Here is a 23043-nt window from a genome sequence, read left to right on the forward strand (position 1 = left end):
GTAAATTATTTTCGACTATCTCTCTTAATTGCCATTAATTCAGCGGTAATGTCAGGCATTTCAATACCCAAAAGGTTTTCTACATTTCGGGTTGCTAAAATTGTATTTAATGGCCGTCTAATTTCGCCCTCGCTAACATCTAATTCACTTCCTGAAATATTATCCAAAGGCAGTTCAAAAACCTCCGCAATTTTTCTGATAAACTCATATTTCGATAGTCCTTCCCTGCAACCTGTGTGTACAACGCCGGTTAAAGAGCTATTGAGTAACTGAATAATTATTTTTGCCAGAGTTCCTACATACAACGGATTGAAAAATACATTTTTGTATCCCGTAATTTTTTTCCCAGCCGCAAGATTCTCCCAGGCCCATTCAAAAAGTGAGCTGTTAAGCGGGCTGTTGAAACCAATAATATTCGTTCTTATAACCAATGCAGCATGCGAAGCGTTGAAAAAGCACTCCTCGCCCAACGCTTTAGTAAGAGCATAGTAATTTAAAGGGGTTACAGCACTTTTTTCCGTGTAGTTTCCCTCTAAACCGTCAAAAACTGAATCAGTAGAAATAAAAATGCTTCGTTGTATACTTTTCCGGGATGCAATCAGCCGGCTACTTAAAACGTGCAGGCCGTAAGTATAGGCTTTCTCACGTTCACAACTACCAAGGTTAACATTTGCCGCGCAATGGATAACAATATCGGGAGCAACAGACTCCAGAACATCGGCAAACGCTATAGGATCGGACAGATCACATGCAAAGGAGTTCTCCCCTCTGGAAACCCGGCCTACTGTGAACACAGTATATGCCGGATTAAGTAAAAGCTCCTGAAACACCCTACTTCCAAGCATACCTCCGGAACCTGTTAAAAGAATTTTCTTCTTATACATTCTTCTTATTACTAAAATGTAAAATCAGCATCAACGTGTTCTTTAATCAGACTTCTGATCTGATCTGCAGTTAACCATTCAGTATTCTGTCCTGAGTTATATTGAAACCCTTCAGTAACTTTTGTGGCTTTGAAGTGTTCTATGAATTTATTCAGGTCCCAACGGGCCACTTGTGGTAGAATAGCGTAATAAGTACCTAAGTCGTAAGTAGTATATGAGTCTGAAGAAGTGATCATTTCTTCATGAATCTTCTCACCAGGTCTGATCCCTACAACCTTTTTTTCACAGTTAGGTGCTATTGCTTCAGCCATCTCTGTAATCCTGTATGATGGAATTTTTGGAACAAATAATTCTCCTCCCCATGCAGTTTCCAAAGCATGCAATACCATTGCTACGCCTTCGGTAAGAGATATGTTAAAACGAGTCATATTCGCATCAGTGATAGGCAATACTCCTTCTTCTCTTTTTTTAATAAAAAAAGGAACTACAGAGCCGTTTGAGCCTAATACATTTCCATAACGAACAACAGAAAAAGTAATAGGATTGTATCCCTTGATATTATTTGCAGCAATAAACAACTTATCAGAAGCAAGTTTGGTTGCACCATATAAGTTAATAGGTGCTGCTGCTTTATCGGTAGACAAAGCCACTACTTTTTCCACCTGAGACTCAAGGCAGGCATTAATTATATTCTCTGCCCCTATGATGTTCGTTTTAATACACTCCATCGGATTGTATTCGGCAATAGGCACATGTTTCATCGCAGCAGCATGAATAACATAATCAATTCCTTTTAATGCACGCTGTACTCTCTCATAATCTCTCACATCTCCAATAAAAAAGCGAATCATTGGATATTTATCAATTGGATAGTCCTGCGCCATTTGAAACTGCTTCTGTTCATCTCTTGAAAAGATTACCAATCGCTTAATAGAAGGCCATTTTTCCAGTACGATTTTAGTGAAAGCTTTACCAAAAGACCCCGTGCCACCAGTTATTAAAAGGCTCTTGTTGTTTAAATCAAGCATTGTGAAATTATTATATATAATGAAATGTTTTTAAGAAACAGAATAACAGCTATCCTTTATCCGGATGCATTAAACTAGAATAGAAGAAACGAATACAAATAAAGCCCGCAGTAAAAAAAACAGCAATAAACCCGCCTAATATCATCCACATAAGCTTGCTTCTTTTAACCACTTTCAGAGGAATGGCAGGTTCGTCAATCACCTGAACCAAAGGCGTTTCCTTTTGCAAAGAAATTTTAGCAATTTCAAGATTTTTAACAACCTCTCCATAAGCTACACCTAAGACCTGAATCTGAATCTGACTTTTTTGAAGAGGCGTTCGGTTAACCTGGAGAGCCGTATTTAAGTTGAATGTCTGATCAGTAATCATTGCTGCAGAAGTAACAGCAGTTCCCAATATATTTCTCAAACTGTCAGCTTCTTTCTGAAGCATCGCTAAATTGTCCTTCGCCGTTTTGGTTTTTGTTTCAACATAAAACCTTGTGGCCTCATTTACCAGGTTACGGGTAAACAATACAGAGAAAATTTCACTCGACGTAGTAGTTGTTACACTATAGAAACTTAACTTCTTATCAAGCTTGTCAATGTCAAGATATTTCTTTAAGATATATGCATGCAACTCTCTGAACAGGCTATCCTGCACAGGTTTAAGTTCTGACTCCGACAACGGGAAAGGCAGGTAAGCCTTTATCCTGTCACTCTTCTTCCACTTTTGTTCAAATCCGGATTCACGCGTAATGACATTTATTAATATATCGGACCTATCAGGCAACAATTGGAATAATGCACGTTTTACATTTCGTCTGGACTTTAATAGCTCTACAATATTGTCCCCCTCAAAAGCATTATCGCCAGATGAATTCCCAAGATCCAACCCAAACTGACCAGCCAACCCAACGAGGCTATTTGTATTTCCAGAACCAGACAATACAAAACTTAATTCGCCTTTATATTTATCCTTCCCCAGAAAAGCCCCCACAATGCCCAAAGCTCCACCTGCCAGACAGGCAAAGAAAAAAATCAACTTTTGAGTCTTCAGGTATTTGAAAAGCGTTGCTATTCTATGAACCAAATCTTTCAAAGAAATTTCATCACTGTTATTCGACGACATAAATTCCTGCTATTTAGTTACGTTAATTATAGCAATAATAACTCCGGCGAGTGAGGCCAACACGCTGGCAAAACCGATTATTTCACCACTAGATCTATGCAGTTTGGGTATTTTCTTAGGTACCACCACCTCTGCGCCAGGTTTAACTTCGGGATAATTTTTAAAGAAAAGAAAATTCCGTGTGCTGGAAGCTCTCCCGTTTGCATACAAGACATAAATTTTCCTTTTAAGAGCATCCTGAGATACTCCCCCCGCTGCCAGCAGGTAATCTTTTACTTTGAACCTTCCTGTAAATGGTATCTGAGTAGGCATCAACACTCCGCCACTTATTCTAACCTGAGCGTCAAATTTAGGAATATAGATTTCGTCGCTGGCTCTTACTACAAGGTCGCTAACAGACCCCGGTTCCCTTAAAATAGTCTGAATGTCTAACGGAATCTGATCATACTGTCTTTCAATATCTTCAAGCACTATAGACGATGAATCAGCAATATTCTCCTGTAGCCTGCTAACTCTCTCCTTCTTAAGTCTTGCTTCTTTTTCATCCAAAAAACGACGTAAGTAAGCCCCTTCAATATATGCCTCAGGAGTAAAACCGCCCGCACGCTTTATCAAATCGCTGACCCTTTCTGATCTGCGGGATACAACATAGGGACCAGGATATTGAACCTGCCCTGAAAGATTTACAGAAGCGAGAGGCTGATATCCCGGTTTACGTCGTATTGTAACAACATCAAAGGGCATAAGCCGGATGTTGTTTTCCATATTCGACAACTCTTGCGAATTAGTAACTTCTATCACTTCACTTGAACGTTCGTCAAAAGCTGTCAAAGTATCTCTTATCAGCATCCTTGATATCTCAATTTTTTGAGGCTTAGCCGCATCCGTAAATCCTCCGGCCAACATAACCAGATCTTTCAAAGAAAGGCTGTCTATGTACAAATAGTCACCAGGCACCCGAATTTCCCCCTGAATGGAAACTTTATGCTCGTTGCGCAAATCAAAAATTGAAGTGATTACTAATTCATCATCTCTTTGAAGAACAATATTGTCGCTTCCCTTATCCAGCACGCTTTGTACATTGAATGTGATAATCTCCTTGGTAAGATCATTTCTTAGTCTGATAAGTTGAGCCCGGGCAGTAAAGGCATCCTGTTTTAAACCATCAGCCTTACTTATAAGTTCAGCAATGGTCATTCCATGAGTTAATTCGTAATATCCAGGCCTGAATACCGCCCCTGATATATTAACCCTGTTTTGAAACTTGTCTAATATGGCTGCAACAGTTATAACATCGCCAGACCGCGGTAAATAGGATGAATACTGCTGCGCCGATAAGTCTATTATTCGTTTGTCATTTTCTGTTAACTGAATCAACTTTACTGAACTTTTATATGCAGTATCTGTAAATCCGGAAGCAAAATTTAATAAAGCTGAAAAATTCTCATTGTCCAGTAACTCAAATATTCCGGATCGTTTTACTTGTCCACGTATTTCCACACGCTTTCTATAGGCAGGAATTCGTATTACATCATTATCTCTTAGCCTGACGTTGTCCTTTTGGCTGCCTTTTGCCAAAAAACTGTACAGATCAATCACTCTTTCAACTTTACCCTCACGAATCAATTCAATTTCCCTGAAACTGCCAATAGCAGAAGGCCCACCTGCCATATACAGAGCATTAAAAGTTGTAGAAAGAGAAGACAATATATAATTACCCGGTTTATTAGCGCCAATTACGGTAATATGTATGCTACGTATTTTATTACCAAGGGTAACCGACAATTTAGAACCTCCTGTTTTGAGAGTAGGATAGGCTGCTGCTGACATTGCTGCCCGTATACGCGACGTTGCAGCCTCAATAGTTGAACCCGCAATCTTTAAGAGCCCTACATTGGGTATATTAATAACTCCCTCTGCACTTACTGCTACTGAAGTGCTCATTTCCTGTACTCCATATATGGCAAGTTGCAGCTCATCTCCAGGCCCCAATTCATAGTTAACGGGAGTTGCAATCTGATAGTTTGCCTTAAAATCGAGAGACTCATTATTAAATAATTCAGCTCCAAAAATATCCGGATTAATCACCGGACTTCTTTTTCTGTCAGGTTCACTAACTGGCATATTGTTATCAACTCTTGTCTCAACGCTTTCTCCGGCTATCGTGTTATTTCCAAGCTTAGTTGCGCCCAGAATTTGTACACGCTGCTTCAGTTTTGCAATTTCGGAAGCCTGCATTCCTTTACTCAATGCAAGCTGCTCTGCCTGTCCCAATGTCAATCCTGAGGACTGAAGCTGATTATTAAATTTTACAATGTCTGCATCCGACAGCTGATCAACCTTCAACTGGGATAAATCGGTTCCTTTAAACAAATCCTGCGCGTTACAGAAGCCGCCGGTAATAGCAACAGCAAACAGCAACGCAAAACGCAACCATTTTTTCATGAAAGTGTAAAATTGAAATTATTTGGATAACTAAAACTTTAGCATATAAAGTTCCAGGCATAGCTCCGCTTCCTCAGTCACAACTTTAGAAAAGGCTGACTGAATTCTCAAACTATAGTATCCAATGAAGCGGTACTTTTCAGTGGGGGGATATGGATAGAGTTTTGAAAACGCGGCAAATATAGGGATTTTGGTATCTTGTCAGCAGAAAGTATATTATGAGTAACCGCTATTATTCACTTGACGTATTCAGAGGGGCAACCGTTGCATTAATGGTTTTAGTCAACAATCCGGGCTCATGGACAAACATATATCCTCCTCTCGAACATGCTTCCTGGCATGGCTGTACCCCCACAGATCTGGTTTTTCCCTTTTTCCTTTTTGCAGTAGGGAACTCAATTGCATTTGTAATGCAACGCTATGAAAAGTCAGAAAGCAAGGTTTTTCTGAAAAAAGTCATCAAAAGAGCTGCACTAATCTTCATAATAGGTCTCTTGCTTAACTGGAGTCCTTTTATAAGGTGGGAAGACAATAGTCTGATAGCGAAAAAATGGGAGACTGTCAGAATTATGGGAGTACTTCAGCGGATTGCAATATGCTACTTATTTGCATCATTATCAGCCTTTTACCTTAACATAAGGCAAATCTTTATCCTCTGCATTGTGACTTTGGCAAGCTACTGGTTGCTGTGTATATGGGCCTCTCCCAATGACCCCTTCAGCATTCAGGGATACTTCGGTACACACTGGGACAAAATGATATTGGGAGTAAATCACATGTACAAAGGAGAAGGTCAGCCATTTGACCCGGAAGGCCTCGTCAGCACACTACCTGCAATTGTACAGATTCTCTTTGGCTACCTTGCGGGCTACTATATCCGTCAAAAAGGTAAACACCCCAGGTTCCTGCCTTATCTGCTGCTGACCGCATTCGTGTTTATCTCCGCCGGATTACTCTGGCATAGCATTTTCCCTATTAATAAGAAAATCTGGAGCAGCAGCTACGTTCTGTATTCAACAGGATTCGCCCTGCTTTTTCTCTCGCTTCTGATCTTTCTGTTTGAGAAAAAAGGCAAGGGGGCTTACTTTTTTAGCGTTTTTGGAAAAAATGCTTTGTTTGTATTTATACTAAGCGGGCTTTTGCCAAGACTTCTGGGCCTGATCAGGATTCCCAACAATAGCATTGCATCTTCAGGCTCCACATACTCTACTCCCTTCTCATGGTTTTATACAAAGGTATGCACAGCAATTTTTGAAAACCTCCGTAGTGCTTCGTTGCTCTATGCAGTAATTATGGTTGTTTTTTATTGGCTGATAGCTTATGTGCTGGACAAAAAGAAAATTTACATCAAGGTTTAATTTATCTTCGTCGCTGTCGGAAAACTGATATTTTTTATGCAAAAAACAAGGGGCGCAATCTTATCTTTAGTATTTATTTCAGCATTTTTTTATTCAAAAGCACAATCAGACAATATTTCTTTTGGCACAAAGCAATATCAGTTGCTTGACAGGCTTGATATAAAGTTGAAAAACGACCCTGTTATAAGTTTTACTACCATCAAACCCTACAACCGTCAAAAGATAACTGCCCGGATAGAACTTCTGGATTCTTTAAAACAAGCGGGTGCCCTTACTACCCCTTTGTCCCGGGTGGATTATTACAATATGAAGCGTCTTCTTCTGGACAACTCAGAATGGACCTCTTCAAATCTGGACTCCTTTGCACTAAAACGTCCTGTTTTTAAAGTATTTTACAAAACACCCGGGAGTATGTATGCAATCAATACCCCGGATTTCATTTTACGGGTGGATCCATTGTTAAACCTTCAGTATGGTAGCGCTAATGATGGTACAGGAAATATTTATGTTAATACAAGGGGGCTCAGAGTTAGAGGATCAATTGGTAAAAAGGTGGGATTTTATACTGTGGTAAGTGATAACCAGGAAAAGAGTCCGCTGTATGTAAGGAACTATACAAATAAATACTACGCAGTTCCAGGCGAAGGTTTTTTCAAGGATTTTAAAGATGGCGGCGTTGACTATTTTGGTACAGCAGGGGGAATATCATTTAACCTGTCTAAATATTTCGACTTTCAGCTAGCTTACGACAAACTATTTATTGGGAACGGATATCGAAGCTTGTTTTTAAGCAATACTTCTGCCAACTATGCATTTGCGAGATTAAATCTGCGTTTATCAAAATTCAATTATGAAACCGTAATAGCGCAAACAGTGGGCCGGTTCAGAACCACTGCCTTTGTAGAAAGACCAACGAACTTTATGCTTCTTCACCATCTCAGCATGCAGGTTTCTAAATGGTTAAACGTAGGGTTATATGAAAATGTTATAGAGACAGGAGAATCAGGGCTTAAGTTCAGCTACATTAATCCCGTGATACTGTACAGCACTATTGATAAGCAATTAGGCTCTACAGGCAAATCAAGTATAGGCCTTGACTTCAAGGCCAACCCCGCCAAAAACATACAATTTTACGGGCAACTTCTTATAAATGAGTTTGTTACCGAGGAAATTTTACGTTATAGCCGCGGAAGCTGGAAAAACAAACAAGCTGCCCAACTTGGATTCAAGTATATCGATGCCTTTAAAATTAACAATCTGGACATTCAACTGGAAGGAAACTGGATTCGTCCATACACTTATATGGATAGGGACAGCATCACTAACTTTATGCATTACAACCAGCCGCTGGCCCATCCGATGGGCGCAAACCTGAAAGAATTTCTGGCAATTGTAAAAGCTCAGCCTTTACCCAGATTATACCTGCAGGGAAAACTGATTTATTATTTACAGGGCCTGGATTCTGCCGGCCTGAATTTTGGAGGAGATTTGCAAAAAGGATATGAATACAATCGTCCGTCAGAGTACGGATTATTTGTTGGTTCAGGCGTACCCGCTAAATGTTTAATGCTCGGCTTTAACGCATCTTACGAGCTGTTCGAAAACATGTTTCTGGACTTCAATTCAACATACCGAAATTATAATATTAGAAATCAACCTAAATCCAATGTCTTCTTTTACTCTATTGGCTTACGTATCAATCTTCAACGTAGAGACTTTGACTTTTAGGGTCAATTTTGGTTTTTAATCTAAATACTGTAGATTGCACCCGAATTGTCCCCCCCATTGGATCATTTTCTTGACAAAAATTAAAACGCCACTGCATGGAGCAGCTAATCATTGGAGGGGTAATTGCATTTTTGGTAACATTTTATGCCATTCCTGTAGTAATACAAGTGGCGGAGCAAAAGAAGCTGTTTGATGTTCCGGATGAAAGGAAAGTGCATAAGGTTCCTATTCCTTCTCTCGGGGGATTGGCGATGTTTGCTGGATTAATGATTAGTTTACTTTTGACTGCCGTATTAAATCACAGCTCCACCTTTCAATATTACATTGCCACATTTGTAATAATCTTTTTCCTTGGTATAAAGGACGATATAGTTATCCTTACTCCTATAAAAAAGTTTGTAGGCCAATTATTGGTTGCTGCTATTCTTTGCTTCAAAGGCGGCATTTTACTCACCAGCATGCACGGTTTTCTGGGTATCGGTCAACTTGATCCTACAGCCAGTTATCTGCTTACTTTCTTCACAGTCATCGTTGTCATTAATGCATTCAACCTGATCGACGGTGTAGATGGTTTGGCAGGAAGCTTAGGCTTGATTACCTGCGTTGTATTTGGCACCTACTTTTTCCTTGCGGGAGATTTATTGCATGCTTTGCTGAGCTTCGCAATGGTAGGCAGTATCATAGCCTTCCTTATATATAATTACAATCCCGCTAAAATATTCATGGGAGATACAGGCAGCATGCTGCTAGGCCTGGTTAATGTTATACTTACTGTTCACTTTATAGAAACCGCCCCCACAGCAAAAACTTATCCTATATATTCATCGCCTGCAATTGGCTTTAGCATATTACTTCTTCCTCTGATGGATACCTTAAGAGTATTTGGAATCAGAATACTAAACCGCCGTTCACCGTTTAGCCCAGACCGCAACCATCTTCACCACATCCTGTTGGAACGTGGTATGGGTCATAAATCAATAGCAATCTCTATAGCTTTAGCCAGCATTATTCCTATAATTATTTGCTTCACTTTCCAGAGATATGGCAACACCCTTCTGATATTGTCTCTGATTAGCTTTTTCTTCCTGGGGGTGCTATTATTGAAAGTGATTAAGCCTAAGAGAATCAGAATGCAGGTTGTAAAAACATTTCCAAAAGAGAACGTTTCCTCTCCCAAAGAAAGTCATGCAGCAAGCATCAAATTAGTGCCTCTATACGTATCAGAGGGAGAGCCTGCTTTAGCAGAAGAAGATTAGTAGTAAACAACTCATTATAAGTAAAGCCGGGCACATTTCCTTTATTCAGGAAAAAGTATCCCGGCTTCATTTATGCTCTCAGGTTTGCCCACATCAAGAAATCTACTGCCTGAGTGGTCGTAAGAATAAATATCCTGCCCGGCTGCCAATGCCAGATACACATCTACCATAGAAAATTTCCCGGTTTGTTTTACAAGATCAAATAAACCGGTACTAATCAGGTGGATTCCACTAAAAGCTTTCCTTATAGTAGTTGTTTCCATGCGTGCCATTTTCCTCGCTCCGGTTTGAACATTCTCCCATCCGCACAAAACCTGCAAATTATTAAATAAAAAGTAACGGCTGGTAGTACGATCGCTGGTAGCCAATGTAGCAATACCTCCCTGCTCTTTATGAAATCTGATCATGTCAGATAAATTCATATCAGTAAGCACATCCGCATTCATCACAACAAAGCTTTCTTCTCCTGAAAAATACCAGCCTGCTTTCAGCAATCCGCCTCCTGTTTCCAGTACCTCATCGCTTTCATCTGATATTTCAATCTTACTACCCCAACCACTGCTACTTTCAATAGCAGTAATGATCTGCTCTGCAAAATGATGCACATTTACAATCACATCATAAATACCATGCAACTGGAGATATTCAATATTTCTTTGTAACAGCGATTTGCCATTTACTATCGCCAATGCCTTCGGATGAAAATCTGTCCACGGCTTTAGCCTGGTACCCAGCCCCGCCGCAAAAATCATTGCTTTCATATGGTCTTCACCCAGTTTTCACAGTTTGTGTGGGTCAACACAGTTTTAACTTTATACTTATTTCTTAAATGCCGGGCCACCTGTTCAGCAGCATATACGCTCCTGTGCTGTCCGCCGGTACATCCAAAATTTATCATCAGGTTCTCAAAGCCACGTTCTATATAATCTTCTACATTAATATCAATGATATCGTATATGCTGTTTAGAAATTCGTTCATCCTTGTACGCTGCTCCAGAAAATCCTGCACAGACTTATCCTGCCCGGATAAAGTTTTATATTCTGTAAAGCGACCAGGATTCAAAATTCCCCGGCAATCAAACACAAAGCCGCCCCCGTTTCCGCTTGAATCAGCCGGAATACCACGCTTATAAGAAAAACTGCTTATCCTTACCACTAACGGCGTGGATTCATCTGCAGTTACGGGCTCAAAACGCCTGATGATATCTTCCTGAACTATCACTTTCAAAAACCTGTCAAACTCAGGTAGTGCAATTCCGATACGCTTGTTTTCTACAAACCATTTTAAATTACGCAGGGCAAGGGGTATACTGGCCAGAAAATGAGCTTTACGCTCAAACAACCCTCTGAAACCGTAAGCACCTAACACCTGAAGCAACCGTATTAAAATATAACCATTGTACTGGCTAACAAATAATTCGCGGTCAATAGGACGCTCCAGTAAACCATCAATCTGATCCATGTAAAAGTCCAGCAGCTTGTTTTTCCAGTCATCGCTTAAATCAGCTTTTGCCTGCCAGAGTAGAGAAGCCACGTCATACTGCAAGGCTCCCTGCATACCTCCCTGATAGTCAATAAAGAACACCTCATCGTTATTTACAATAATATTCCTGCTCTGAAAATCACGGAACATGAAATATTTATACTCCGTTTTGGTAAGATAGGTGCTAAGCGCCTCAAAATCATCCAGTAGCCCCTGCTTATCATAAGGCAGTTTCAGTGTATCCAGAAAATAGTACTTGCAGTACAACAAATCACTTAAAATGGCCTGCTTGCCAAACTCTTTTGCGGTAAGGCAATACTGGTAATCTAACCCGCCATGGCCCTGTACCTGAATACGAGCCAGCTGTGCCAGGCTTTTGCAAAAAAGCTGATATACCTCTTCCACATGCCCCTTTTGCTCCAGTTTATTAAGTAGAGAATCTGCCCCCAGATCCTGTTGAATATAAACAGACTCATCTTCACTGCTGGCATAAATAGCAGGTACCGGCAATTCCTTCTCCTTAAAATGCTTACTGAAGCGGATAAACGTCTGATTCTCTTTTACATTCTGATTATAAGTGGCTATATACGTACCCTCGTTTGTATAAATGCGAAAATAGACCCTGTCACTCCCCGACTGTGGCAGCTTTTCAATTCTTGTGGCTGCCTTATTACTAAAAGAAGCAAACACCTCCCCAATGGTGCTGATAATGTGCTCCATATTCATGATTTTCGTAAAAATAGGGCTTTCAGTATAGAAAGTCAGGTTTTACCGCACCACATCCTGCTAAAGTTTAAGCCTTTTTTAAACACGGGAATTAACATAGAATTATATATTCGTTTTAACAAAATCACTGCTCATGTTTACCCTGCCAATCACAAAACAAGACTTTGTGTTTGGGGCACTGACACTTATCTTATTCTATGTTGCCTTACGGTAACCTGAAAAAATAAGTCTGCCGTCCCCCCGGTCTAACGATTATCAAAGAGGCTTGTTCCTGGCGACGAACAAGCCTCTTTTTGCTTTACATAAGGTAATCCGGCCTACCTTTACTCCATGGCCAATCCCAGCTTACAAAATGAAAGGGGCTCGCTAAGTGCAGCTGAAAAAGAGTTTGAGAATAATATACGCCCGAAAGAAATTGAAGACTTTTCCGGGCAGCCTCAGATTATTGAAAATCTGGTCATCTTTATTAAAGCTGCCAAATTGCGTGGCGAAGCATTAGACCATGTGCTGTTTCACGGCCCTCCGGGGTTGGGCAAAACCACACTCAGCCGTATTGTAGCCAATGAAATGGGGGTTAATATTAAAGAAACCTCCGGCCCGGTAATAGAAAAACCCGGCGACCTGGCGGGTCTTCTCACGGGCCTTGAACCCAACGACGTGCTTTTTATTGATGAAATTCACCGGTTAAGTACGGTTGTGGAAGAATACCTGTACGCGGCCATGGAAGATTTCCGCATTGACATTATGATTGACAGCGGCCCTAACGCGCGGAGCATACAGATTAATCTGAATCCATTTACGCTGGTAGGAGCTACTACCCGCAGCGGTTTATTGACAGCACCGTTATTGTCCCGCTTTGGTATTAAAAGCCGGCTGGAATACTACCACGCAGAAACCTTGAAAAAGATACTGGAGAGAAGTGCTGCAATACTGAATACTGCAATAACAAAGGAGGCGGCTTTTGAAATTGCCCGGCGTAGCCGCGGCACTCCGCGTATAGCCAATGGTTTGCTGCGCAGGGTAAGAGATTTTGCACAGGTACTGAATGATGGTAACATTGATATGGGTATCACCCAACATGCCCTTAAAGCGCTGAATGTAGACGAACACGGACTGGATGAGATGGACAACCGCATACTGAACGTTATTATAGAAAAGTTTAAGGGCGGGCCTGTAGGTATTACCACAATAGCCACTGCCGTGGGAGAAGAACCGGGTACACTCGAAGAAGTATACGAGCCGTTTCTGATACAGGAAGGGTTTATTCAACGCACACCACGGGGGCGTGAAGTTACTTTAAAGGCCTATAATCATTTGGACAAGAAGCCTGCCGGAGCGCGCGGACCACAGCAAGGTTTGTTTTAAAAAAACTGAAGACAAAACATAAAAGTATTTACTGAGGGAAAAAAGTTTGTTACTCTAATTTGTCCCGGCACAACTGTAATAATATTTGTCGTTACTCTATTATTTTTCAGCACCACTGAAAAATAATAGCTCGTTACTCAAAGATCTTCCGCGCAACTGCAGAAAAAATATTCGTTACTGCCCCAAAGCAGTTTGTCAACAAAAAATAAAAATTCACACCTGAAATAACATTTGTCGTTACTCAATTATTTTCCGGCACAACTAAAAAATAAAAGTTCGTTACTGAATTCTTTGCCGCATAACTGAAAAAAAACTATTCGTTGCTACCACAAGAAAGTTCGTCAACGAAAAATAAAAATTCACGCCTGTGACTTTTCCCCGCACAGCTAAAATAATATTTGTCGTTACTCAATCATTTTTTAGCATAGCTGAAAAATAAAAACTCACAACCGAATTTTTCTCTGCACAACGGCAAAAAAAGTTGTTGCTAACGAATTATTTTCCCGCACAACTACGAAACAAAAGGTCGCTAGTGATTTTTTCCCGGCACATCTGAGAAAATATTTTTCATTAACCCCCAAAAGAACATCATTAATAAAAATCACTATTCCTCTTACGACACCAACAGCAGCTGTAAACAGCTGAAATAAAGCTGTCATTAAACAGCACTAATACTATGTAGTAAATTCTCAAACGGAAAATTTAGAATTACGTGGGTATTAAATACAAATTTAATAATCTTCCGCTTTATAGCTATCACTCCATCGCAAACTCTTTCAGGAATTTATTTGCCTTTATATATAACCACTGCTTTAGTGCTGTTTGTATTCATTCTCAAAAGGCACAACATCCCACTTATACTGGTTATTAAACACAGAAGGGTAATCCTCCGCTTTATATATCCCGGGAGCATAAAAACGGGCAAGAATTTCATCCTTTACCTCTTTGGTAAATACCAGTGTTTCATTATAGCAAAATGAAAAAAGAGCAAAAATACCTTTACCCTCCACAGGTGTTTTTAACGTCAGGTTGGGGTAAAGGAAAAAGTCTTTCAACCCCGCTTCCGGCCTTCTGCCGGAAATTCAAACAACTTATCATCAAACTTACCAAACCTGATCGCATAATATTCATCACCAGCCAGAGAGCTTCCTTTAGCATCTGCAATATGCAGCACAGCCTTTTCGTAATACTCTTCCGTTAATCCCTTCTCCTGAATAAATTTCAGAAACCGGCCCGACACCAACTTAACGTACTGCCTGCAATCGAAATAATCAAATTGTATAGGAGCAGTCTTCTTCGTAATCACCAGGTACATTTCTTTTGGAAACTGATACGCATCCGTTGGAGGAAAACTCATCTTATGATGATTAAACATCGTCCACTTCTGTTCAGGCACCGCCTTCGGGTTCTTGGCCTCAAAAGACGGTTTGAATACAGCATCATCTTTTACCGGATAGCCCGCAGGCAATTGTGTTCTGTTAAACCAGATAAATAATTCATCCATTTTATACAGTTCTACGGTAAAACACTACCATTCCATCACAAATTCTTTCAGAAAGCCCAGCGAATTAATACTATGCTCTTCTGCCAGCTTTTTAAAAGCTTCAGAAACAACAATTTTATTGTCATGAATTGACCGTACAATATGATATTCGATACCATACTCTTCTAAAGGCCCCTCTGCAAGAACAATCTTTTCAAAATCGTACGATTTGTCTACAGGACTAACTTCATATACAGATTTTTCAAGATCGTAACAGGGAACCTTAGTATAAACATTCAATGCATAAAAGCCATTTGCAACCTGACCCTTATATTCTATATCGCATTCAATTAATTGCACCTGATGGGGAAAATGAGTATCTATCAATTCTTTTAACCGGCTGCTGATTACAATTCCGCCAGACACCGATGACATAGCATCATATGCAACCAGCTTTTCAAACGGCACATTTCCATTTTTTGCATCCACATAATGCAGTGCGCCGTTCAATAAAGCAGGGTCAACAAAATTCCCCAGGTCAATACTGTTATCAACATTGGGATTGTTCTTACCAAACTTAACAGGGTAGTCAGGCAAACTGGTTATCTCCAAAAAATAATTCATAGTTAGTGATGTTTATTTAACTGAACATCTGGTTCTTTAGCCAGATATTTCTTGCGCATGTTATCAGTATAGGCATCCACATGCATCCGTTTTACCTCAGGGGATGCATCCATTGCACGAATCCTGTCCAACTCAGCCTTGGCATGTTCCTTATGCCATTTTCTATGTGAACCATTGTGTACAGTACGCGTAGGATCTACACTGCGGCTTTCCGGTAAATAAACAAGGTTTCTGTTGTTATTGATATCATACCCCAGCTCCTCCAGCAAAGGATGATCTCTTAATGAGTCAGCTATGATATGGTGTTTCTGATATCCGTCAACAGACATCATCTCAGAATAATCACCATCAACGGGCCCACGCGACAAACCAAGCACATCTACCCAGCCATTTACGTTTTTAACGTAACCGTACAATAGCATTCCGCCATGCAAACCAATAGGGTCCTGGCTTACATAAAGCCCTGCTTCCGGATCGTAATACCGGAAACGGTTATAGGCCAAACCCGTTTCCTCATCTATATACTGCCCCTGATAAAGATACGGTATAAAATTCCTTTCACCGGTTTCCACATACAAATTACCGTAACAGTCCAGCTGCCTTTCCCATACCTTCCTGCCGGTATCATCAAACGCATGGGTGGGTGTACCCAGGTGATCAGCAACTATACTGTAGCTATGCTCTTTTTCAATTCTGGCGCAAGGCACAAATGTGCCTTCTTCAAAAAGCCAGGTAATTAAATCATTCACCGGCTCCTCTTCCTGATAAATTTTACCAGATGCATCTACGCTTGCAGCAGGGGGGAAATCACCTGCATATGTCCATTCATGTAAAGGTACATTGCTATTCCATATCCAGCGGGTTACCTTGCCATTGCTCTTTTTAGCCATTCTTCTTCCCAGCGGATCATAACTAAAATCAACTACCCGGCCCGCCGGACCAACAACCCTTTTCAACATACCATTCCCTGTCCATTCATATAACCACCCTGTAGCAGAACCTTTGGCAGCAATCATTTTCACGCCCAGCAGCTCCGTTTTATCATCAGCATTCCGGTTTGTATTGGTTGCAAACTCTTTAAACAACAGGTTGCCTTCCGCGTCATAGTGATAATAATATTTATCATCCTGCAACAACCTCCCCCCTTTACCATAGGTACGATCAGCCCGTTTGGGTGTTCTGAAAAGATTGCCCGCTTTATCAGGCACTTTATAGATGGTATCTATAGAAGCTCCTGTTGTATAGTTGGCCCGCGCCAGATTATCCAGCAGGTCGTATTCAAAATTTATACTGGAACGGGTTAACTCATTCACTATCCGGTTCAGTTTATTATCACGTCCCCATTCATACCTGTTTCGCCCTTCCTCTACTGAAAGATTTGTAATGCGCTGAAGCGCTATTCTTCCCAGCTTATCACGCTCTGTTTTTACTTCAACACCACCTGTCAGCTGGCGAAAAACCTCCAGTCCGCTGTTGTTTCGCTGCCATAATGAAGACCAGCCAGCCTGCTCATCACCATCCTGTAATACTATCCTGTTCAGAAAGCCGTCTGTGCTGTAACCCAGGTCTATAGACGCACCTAGCGAACTACTGACATGCTCACAATTTCCATCCGTATTATACTTCCTTTCTATAAAGCATGCTCCCTGCTGCTCTTTAATTACCCTCCCTGCTATATCTCTGAAAAAGTGAATGTGCGATTCCTCATTAAAAGCTTCGGCCATAAGTCCGTCACGGCTATACCGGTAGGCTGTTGCCGTTCCATCATAGTGTTCTTCACTAATGGTATTACCTGTGCCATCATATACATAAGAAGTCCACCTGGCATCAGGCCTTAATATCTTAACAATCCGGCCTGCACCATCGCGTACATAGCGTCTTTGCAATCCATCAAACCCCCACTCACTTACCACATTACCCACTGCATCATGTCCAAAACGGTATAACTCACCGGCTTCATTGGCAATGCTTCTTATTCTCAATTCAGTATCATAGTGAAAGTGAATCTCGCTACCATTTTGTCGCCGGCCAGTTAATACACCCAGGGCGCCATAACTAAAAGCTACATCATGGCCATTATTATCATGGGCATGCATAAGATTACCAGCTGCATCATATTCCATATAGTGTCTGGTACCATCCGGTTGCTGAATAAAAACAGCATTCCCGGCTGCATCGTACTCATACAAGGTGTTGTTGCCTTCAATATCTGTGGCCATCAATACCCTACCCAGGTAATCATAAGCCCAGGAAAGGTACCCCTTCTCTCCAAAATCAAGCCTGGTGAGGTTGTTTTGCTCATCATAATAAAAATGAAACTTACGTCCATAATGGTCGGTAACTGCCTTAAGCATTGGCCCTTCGTAGATATAGTGCAATGCTTTACCATCTGCATGAAGCCGGGATAACAACCTCCCTTTGCTATCATAAGTACGTTTGTAAGCAGCGCCACCCGGAAAAGTAACCTGCGTAAGACTTAACTGTTCATCATATTTAAACAGCGTAGCATCTCCATTTTCATTTACATGCTTAACTACCTTTCCCCATTGGTTATGCTCGTACTTAATACTAAGCCCTTCCGGATTAACTACTAACTCCAGTTCACCAAAATCATTGTACGATTGATAGGTTGCACCACCATTACCATCTACTATTTTATAAATAAGTAATTGCTCGTCATAGTAGTGCTCTGAAATATGCCCCAGACTATTCCGGTCAGTCGTTTTACCTTCCTCATATTCAAACCAGTATTCCAGAACACCATTGTCGCCCCAGGTATGAATACATTTGGCCTCATCTCCCTTCCCCTCATATTCCCAGTAAAAGTTCATGCCCTCCTGGTTGGTAAGCCTTACAAGCAGATGGTCTTCATAGAAAAACGATTTCCGGGCATGCAATGCATCCGATGTTTCTACAAGGTTGTCATCATCATCGTAAGCATAGCGAATGAAAGTAATTTCCTCTCCTTTTACCAACGTATAAATACGGGCAATATGCCCTTTACCATCCTCTTCCACTAACAGGCGTCTGTTACCGCTATCCCTGATCTCAGTCAGTTGACCAGCCGCGTCGTATTGGAACAGGATAGAAAAACCACCCATTGTTTCAATGGAAGACAGCATCTGAAACCCTTGTCTGTTTTGTGGCCCCTCAAAACGATAGATATACTTATCATCATCCACCAGTGCATACCTATTGCCATCCCGCTGCCATAACATTTGCTCACGTCTGTCATAGTAAGCATCTCCCGGCACTAACACCGGCAACGACGCTTCGCGCCCATCTTTTAAACGAACCGTAAACCAGCCGTTTCCCATATCATACACTCCCATATTATAACTGTGATGCCAGTTATAGCCCAAAGGCCCTTCTACAGCAGCATTGCTGTAATAAATACGTTCCCAAACCAACGGAATAGGGCCGGGTAAATGGAAGTCTACGTTTTTGGAAAAAACCTTTCCACTGGCCACATCCACCGGCTCCCCTTTACATTTTACATTTGCTTCCGGCTGTGCTTTGCCCAGATGGGGATTTTTAGTATCAGGGCCTTTTACTTTCCCTTTCGCCTTCTTCCACAACTTCCCTAATCCCTTCAAAGCCATCTTAAACATCAGCTGAAACAGGTCTATAGTAGGTGGCCCCCCTGCCAATACAGGCTTGCCGCCGGATGTAATAATCAGCAGCATAGAAGTAGGTGCCATTAATGCCATCTTGGGTTTGGGTGGCTTATTTCTCCGCCCTATAGAAGGAATGCCTACTATGTTACACGATAAAGCCGGATGAAACTGTGTAGAACAAGGCCCGCCATCGGCAAGCACTGTAGAACTACCCATCCACATTTCAGAAGAAGCCATGGGGGATACCACGGGCAATATATGCGCAATCAATGCCGGCAGGTGTTGTATACCCGTTCCGGCATTGGCCACCCATTGATTGTGTACTTTTACCGATGGCTTCATGGCATTCACCACAGCTGAGGCAACGCTTAACACAGTTACCGGTGCCTCCACCGCTTCTTCTCCTTCCGCAGGTGGCGGAGGTGCAGGCGGTTCCGGCAGCACAGAAGCGATGCCCGCCATAATAGCACTCATAATATCAAATACCATCCCTATATGCGGAACGGGTAATAGTGGCGAAGGCGGGAATATAGTACTGTGAAAGTCTACCCCAATAGCCAGGTCAAAATATTTGGCAACGTTCTGCCCCGGAAAGGCAGGAAGGATGCTGGCCATTTTAGCCTGCAGGTGATCCAGCTGATTTTTCTTCTCGCCAAACAGGGCCGTAAACCCTTTATTCTCGATAGGCATAGGTCGTAATTAATTAGTTAGCGGATAGATTGCTACAATGCAAAGCGCTTCCTTTTCTGCCGCGCTTTGGCTTTTACCACACCTTCTTCCTGCAACAGACTCTCCCAATCGTTACCCAGCCAGCTGGCCAGCTGCTCTTTAACAGGCTCCAGTTCCTGCGGTGTTCTTATCTTCTTTCCTACCAGTAAGGCCAGATAGGCAGCCTGCAAAAACGTAGACTGCCGGCGTACTTCCCGCTCCAGGTAACTACCGGCGGTAATGGACAGCAGCAGCGTTTCAAAAGCCTGCTCATAAGCCCGCATTTCATAATGCAAATGCCCGCACAGGCGATAGCCCTCCATCATAAAAAAGGCATCCCCATGCTCAGTGGCTGTAAGTGCCAGTTGCTCATATACTGCCATAGACTCCTTCCGCTTACGGGCACCCATTAACAAAGCGCCTTTCAGCATCATACACGCTTTCCAGGTGGGGTATCCACTGGCATCACCCGCTTCCATCAGCTTTGCAGCCTTACTCAGGGCCTCCTCCGTATACATTTTGCAGTTATCACTGCTGCCTATGGAAAAATAGGCCTGGGCAGCAATCAGCAAAGTTGCGGTAGCAGTGGAAGGGGTGTTTAACTGCCTGCTCAGCAGCAACAGCGTGTTTACCTCTCTGGTAAGCAAGGGCTCATCTTTTTTGATAGTGGTATTCATCACTATCCGTATCTGGTTGCGGTAGCGCGCATCTGTACTTACTGTATCGTAGCTGCCACCACCTTTGCTCATTTCATTATCTATAGCAGCAGGCATATCCAGCACCGGGCGCAGTTCCGCTACCAGCGGCAGCACCTTTCTGTTGGTTACCACCACCTTACGCTTCTCCGCAAAATCAATGGTTGCCAGCCGTATTTCACTGGGTATACCCTCCTCCAGCTTTTTGGTAAACCAGCCGGAAAGAGGTGCCGTATCGGGTCGCCCCGGCGGGAAGTACAAACAAAAATGTGTATGCTTATCCAGCCCGTCAATACAGCGCCTGAACCGTACCAGTTCCTTTAACAGGTTACCGAAAGTGGGCACCAGCTTTGTATCAGGCACAAAGTCGTGTAACAGCAGTCCTTCGTTTTTCAATGCCAGATACATATCATACTTAGCATCCTGCGGCTTGATAAACCACTCCTCAAACTCTTTCCACAGCTGCTGCTCAAAAGCCGTATGATCGCCTTTGTACTCTGTATCAAAACGAAAGAATATATCGTTAAAAACGCCTATGGGCAGGCGTTCTGTTTCCATAAACTTGTCTATAATATCTACATCATGAAACTGTGCCACCCATATAGCCAGTTTCCAGCTCTGTATGTCATCAATTCCAGCCCATTCGTTTCTTACCTTGTAAAACTCCTGGGCCACTGAAGTGGATGCTGCCATGTAATGAGAATTTATATCTATCAGGAATTGATTTTTACCAGACCACCGGTAATACCCACATCAGCATTACCATTTACCGATACCTTGTTACTGGTTACATCTACAGTAGAACTACCGTCTACCGTTACAGATGTATTGCCTTTCACCGTAGCATCTTTGGCAGTAATGTTGGCCACATCGCCCTGCGCAGTAAGGGTGAGCGAACTACCACCACTCACTATTTTACCCTGCTCCGTAGCAGTGGAGGTAATGGTTTTACCGTTAATGGTAATGGTGCCATCTTCCTTCATCTCTATTTTAGATTTACCGCACACCATGGTCATCATCTTGTTCGATTTTACGGTAATATTACCCGCGCCATCCATCAGCATGCTGTTGCCATCTTTATCTTCTGCCAGCACACTACCTGCTGCATCATTCATCACCAGCTTATTACCACTCCGGGTTTGTAAGGCTTTTACATCGTTACCGCTATTGCTGAATGTATTGTTTGCCTGGCCGTGGTATACTGTACCAATTATGTATGGCTTAACCGCACTATCGCCTTCAAAGCCTACAATTACCTCTTCACCCACTTCAGGGATAAAGAACATGCCTTTACCGCCACCACCATGCGGACTTGTCACCCTTATCCACGGTGTTTTTTCGCTGCCGTTCATCCAATGGAATTTTACACGTACACGTCCCAGACCTTTGGGGTCGTAGTTATCAGTAACAATAGCGCTCTGTGTTTCACTCACCGGATCGGGTAAGGCATTGGCTGGTGGTAGTTTGATAGAAGCAGGTACGGCTATAAAATCGTTGGAGTAGTTACCCTGACCATCAAAAAAATGATTTACGCCTACTACTATGTAATCGCCATAGCTTTCAGCAGACTGATCAAATACGTTTTGCCCCTTTACAGAAATGGTGCTACCTACCGCTACGCCCGGGTTATCACTGTTGCCATTAAAGCGAACGTGATTACTGCTCTGCATTGCGCTGCGTATACTCACCACATCATCCAGCTGCTTCTTGTTGGTTAAAAAGTGGTTGTTCCATACTTTAGGTTGCGTGGCATATACCGCCTTACTCACTTTAAAAGTATGCTTACCCAGATCATTCAATCCGGCCTTCTCTTCAATGCCTTCAGGCGTACTGGTATATACCTGATGGTTCATATAGTCATACGCCATCATCTGCATGGTTGCAGGACGTACCTGCAACGACATATTAAAACGACTGAGATCACTGCCAAACACCAACTGCGCACCGCCTCCCGCTGCGGGTGGGCCAATTACCAGGCGCTGGCCATCGTAATAGAACCATTCGCCGTAAGTGGCACACAGGCGCGACAGAAATTGCCACGCGGTTTCTTTGTATTGTACAATGTAAGAAAGTGTTTCCGGGTACAACGGAGACACTTTGGGCTGTAGTAAGTTCTGCGGAAAATACTTAAGCACATCCTGCGCTATATTCTTTACTGCTTTCTTTTCCCAGCTTTTACAATGCGGGCCATTATCCATGATAATGGTGGGACTATATCCCGTTATCACCACATCTCCCAGGTAGCCACTGAAGCGTGCGGTTTCTACCTGTGTTATAATACCAATAAACTGCAGCTGCCCGGCGTTGCCCTGCACCTGTACCGCTATAGTAGCGCCCATCAGGTTTTTAGAGCTTTGAAATACACCACCAGACACACCGTCTATGGATTCGGCCGGACATACCAATCTGAAGGTATGGTGGCCATATATGCCCTGATTCAGTTGAAAAGAAGAAACCTGTGCTACAGTGTTTCCTTCTATACTTATTCGGGTTGTAACTAACTGAGCCATAAAAAATATTTATCACTTATGG

14 protein-coding genes and 1 pseudogene are annotated in these 23043 nt (G+C 42.2%); 4 read left to right on the plus strand and 11 right to left on the minus strand.

From position 1 onward, the window contains the following. Nucleotides 1–5: 5 nt before the first annotated feature. From IEY13_RS25755 to IEY13_RS25770, 4 genes are read right to left on the minus strand one after another with little or no spacing between them, the layout of a single operon-like run. On the minus strand, nt 6–884 hold the full coding sequence (locus IEY13_RS25755) for a dTDP-4-dehydrorhamnose reductase family protein (RefSeq protein ID WP_188957826.1): 879 nt from the start codon (nt 882–884) through the stop codon (nt 6–8). A gap of 11 nt (nt 885–895) precedes the next feature. Next, complete coding sequence (pseB, locus tag IEY13_RS25760; protein WP_188957832.1) at nt 896–1912, minus strand: UDP-N-acetylglucosamine 4,6-dehydratase (inverting); 1017 nt, start codon at nt 1910–1912, stop codon at nt 896–898. A 49-nt stretch (nt 1913–1961) separates the two neighbouring features. Further along, the gene (locus IEY13_RS25765; RefSeq protein ID WP_188957834.1) at nt 1962–3023 is read right to left on the minus strand and encodes a hypothetical protein; all 1062 of its coding nucleotides are present in this window, start codon (nt 3021–3023) and stop codon (nt 1962–1964) included. Nucleotides 3024–3032: 9 nt separating this feature from the next. Next, on the minus strand, nt 3033–5468 hold the full coding sequence (locus tag IEY13_RS25770) for a polysaccharide biosynthesis/export family protein (protein ID WP_188957836.1): 2436 nt from the start codon (nt 5466–5468) through the stop codon (nt 3033–3035). Between the two features lie 218 nt (nt 5469–5686). Between IEY13_RS25770 and IEY13_RS25775 the strand changes: the two genes are divergently transcribed. The 3 genes from IEY13_RS25775 to IEY13_RS25785 all read left to right on the plus strand — a co-directional run bounded on the left by IEY13_RS25775 (nt 5687) and on the right by IEY13_RS25785 (nt 9810). Beyond that, complete coding sequence (locus IEY13_RS25775; RefSeq protein ID WP_188957838.1) at nt 5687–6826, plus strand: acyltransferase family protein; 1140 nt, start codon at nt 5687–5689, stop codon at nt 6824–6826. A gap of 36 nt (nt 6827–6862) precedes the next feature. After that, the gene (locus tag IEY13_RS25780; protein WP_188957840.1) at nt 6863–8554 is read left to right on the plus strand and encodes a hypothetical protein; all 1692 of its coding nucleotides are present in this window, start codon (nt 6863–6865) and stop codon (nt 8552–8554) included. Between the two features lie 95 nt (nt 8555–8649). After that, a complete protein-coding gene (locus IEY13_RS25785; protein WP_188957842.1) occupies nt 8650–9810 on the plus strand; it encodes an MraY family glycosyltransferase in 1161 nt (386 codons plus the stop codon). A gap of 41 nt (nt 9811–9851) precedes the next feature. Here IEY13_RS25785 and IEY13_RS25790 read toward each other — a convergent pair whose 3' ends face one another. Together IEY13_RS25790 and IEY13_RS25795 are read right to left on the minus strand one after the other, a co-directional pair. Beyond that, entirely contained in the window at nt 9852–10571 is a 720-nt protein-coding gene (locus IEY13_RS25790; protein WP_188957844.1) for a nucleotidyltransferase family protein, read from the minus strand. Beyond that, nucleotides 10568–12013 (minus strand): RapZ C-terminal domain-containing protein, encoded by a 1446-nt coding sequence (locus IEY13_RS25795; RefSeq protein ID WP_188957846.1) that lies wholly within the window; start codon nt 12011–12013, stop codon nt 10568–10570. The genes IEY13_RS25790 and IEY13_RS25795 overlap by 4 nt, the downstream gene beginning before the upstream one ends. 336 nt (nt 12014–12349) lie before the next feature. Here IEY13_RS25795 and ruvB point away from each other — a divergent pair, with 336 nt between their 5' ends. Then, nucleotides 12350–13384, plus strand: coding sequence for a Holliday junction branch migration DNA helicase RuvB (ruvB, locus tag IEY13_RS25800; protein WP_188957848.1), 1035 nt, complete (start codon nt 12350–12352; stop codon nt 13382–13384). 812 nt (nt 13385–14196) lie between these two features. Here the strand turns inward: ruvB and IEY13_RS25805 are convergent. From IEY13_RS25805 to IEY13_RS25825, 5 genes and pseudogenes are all read right to left on the minus strand, one after another. After that, nucleotides 14197–14888: pseudogene (locus tag IEY13_RS25805) on the minus strand (Imm43 family immunity protein). Nucleotides 14889–14912: 24 nt separating this feature from the next. Continuing rightward, nucleotides 14913–15491, minus strand: a complete 579-nt coding sequence (locus IEY13_RS25810) for an imm11 family protein (protein WP_188957852.1) — start codon at nt 15489–15491, stop codon at nt 14913–14915. Nucleotides 15492–15493: 2 nt separating this feature from the next. Then, on the minus strand, nt 15494–19798 hold the full coding sequence (locus IEY13_RS25815; RefSeq protein ID WP_188957854.1) for a DUF6531 domain-containing protein: 4305 nt from the start codon (nt 19796–19798) through the stop codon (nt 15494–15496). 32 nt (nt 19799–19830) lie between these two features. After that, entirely contained in the window at nt 19831–21204 is a 1374-nt protein-coding gene (locus IEY13_RS25820; RefSeq protein ID WP_188957856.1) for a hypothetical protein, read from the minus strand. A 20-nt stretch (nt 21205–21224) separates the two neighbouring features. Further along, complete coding sequence (locus IEY13_RS25825; RefSeq protein ID WP_188957858.1) at nt 21225–23021, minus strand: type VI secretion system Vgr family protein; 1797 nt, start codon at nt 23019–23021, stop codon at nt 21225–21227. Nucleotides 23022–23043: the final 22 nt, after the last annotated feature.

The sequence above is a fragment of the Filimonas zeae genome (genome assembly GCF_014641615.1).
GTDB classification, from domain to species: Bacteria; Bacteroidota; Bacteroidia; order Chitinophagales; family Chitinophagaceae; genus Filimonas; species Filimonas zeae.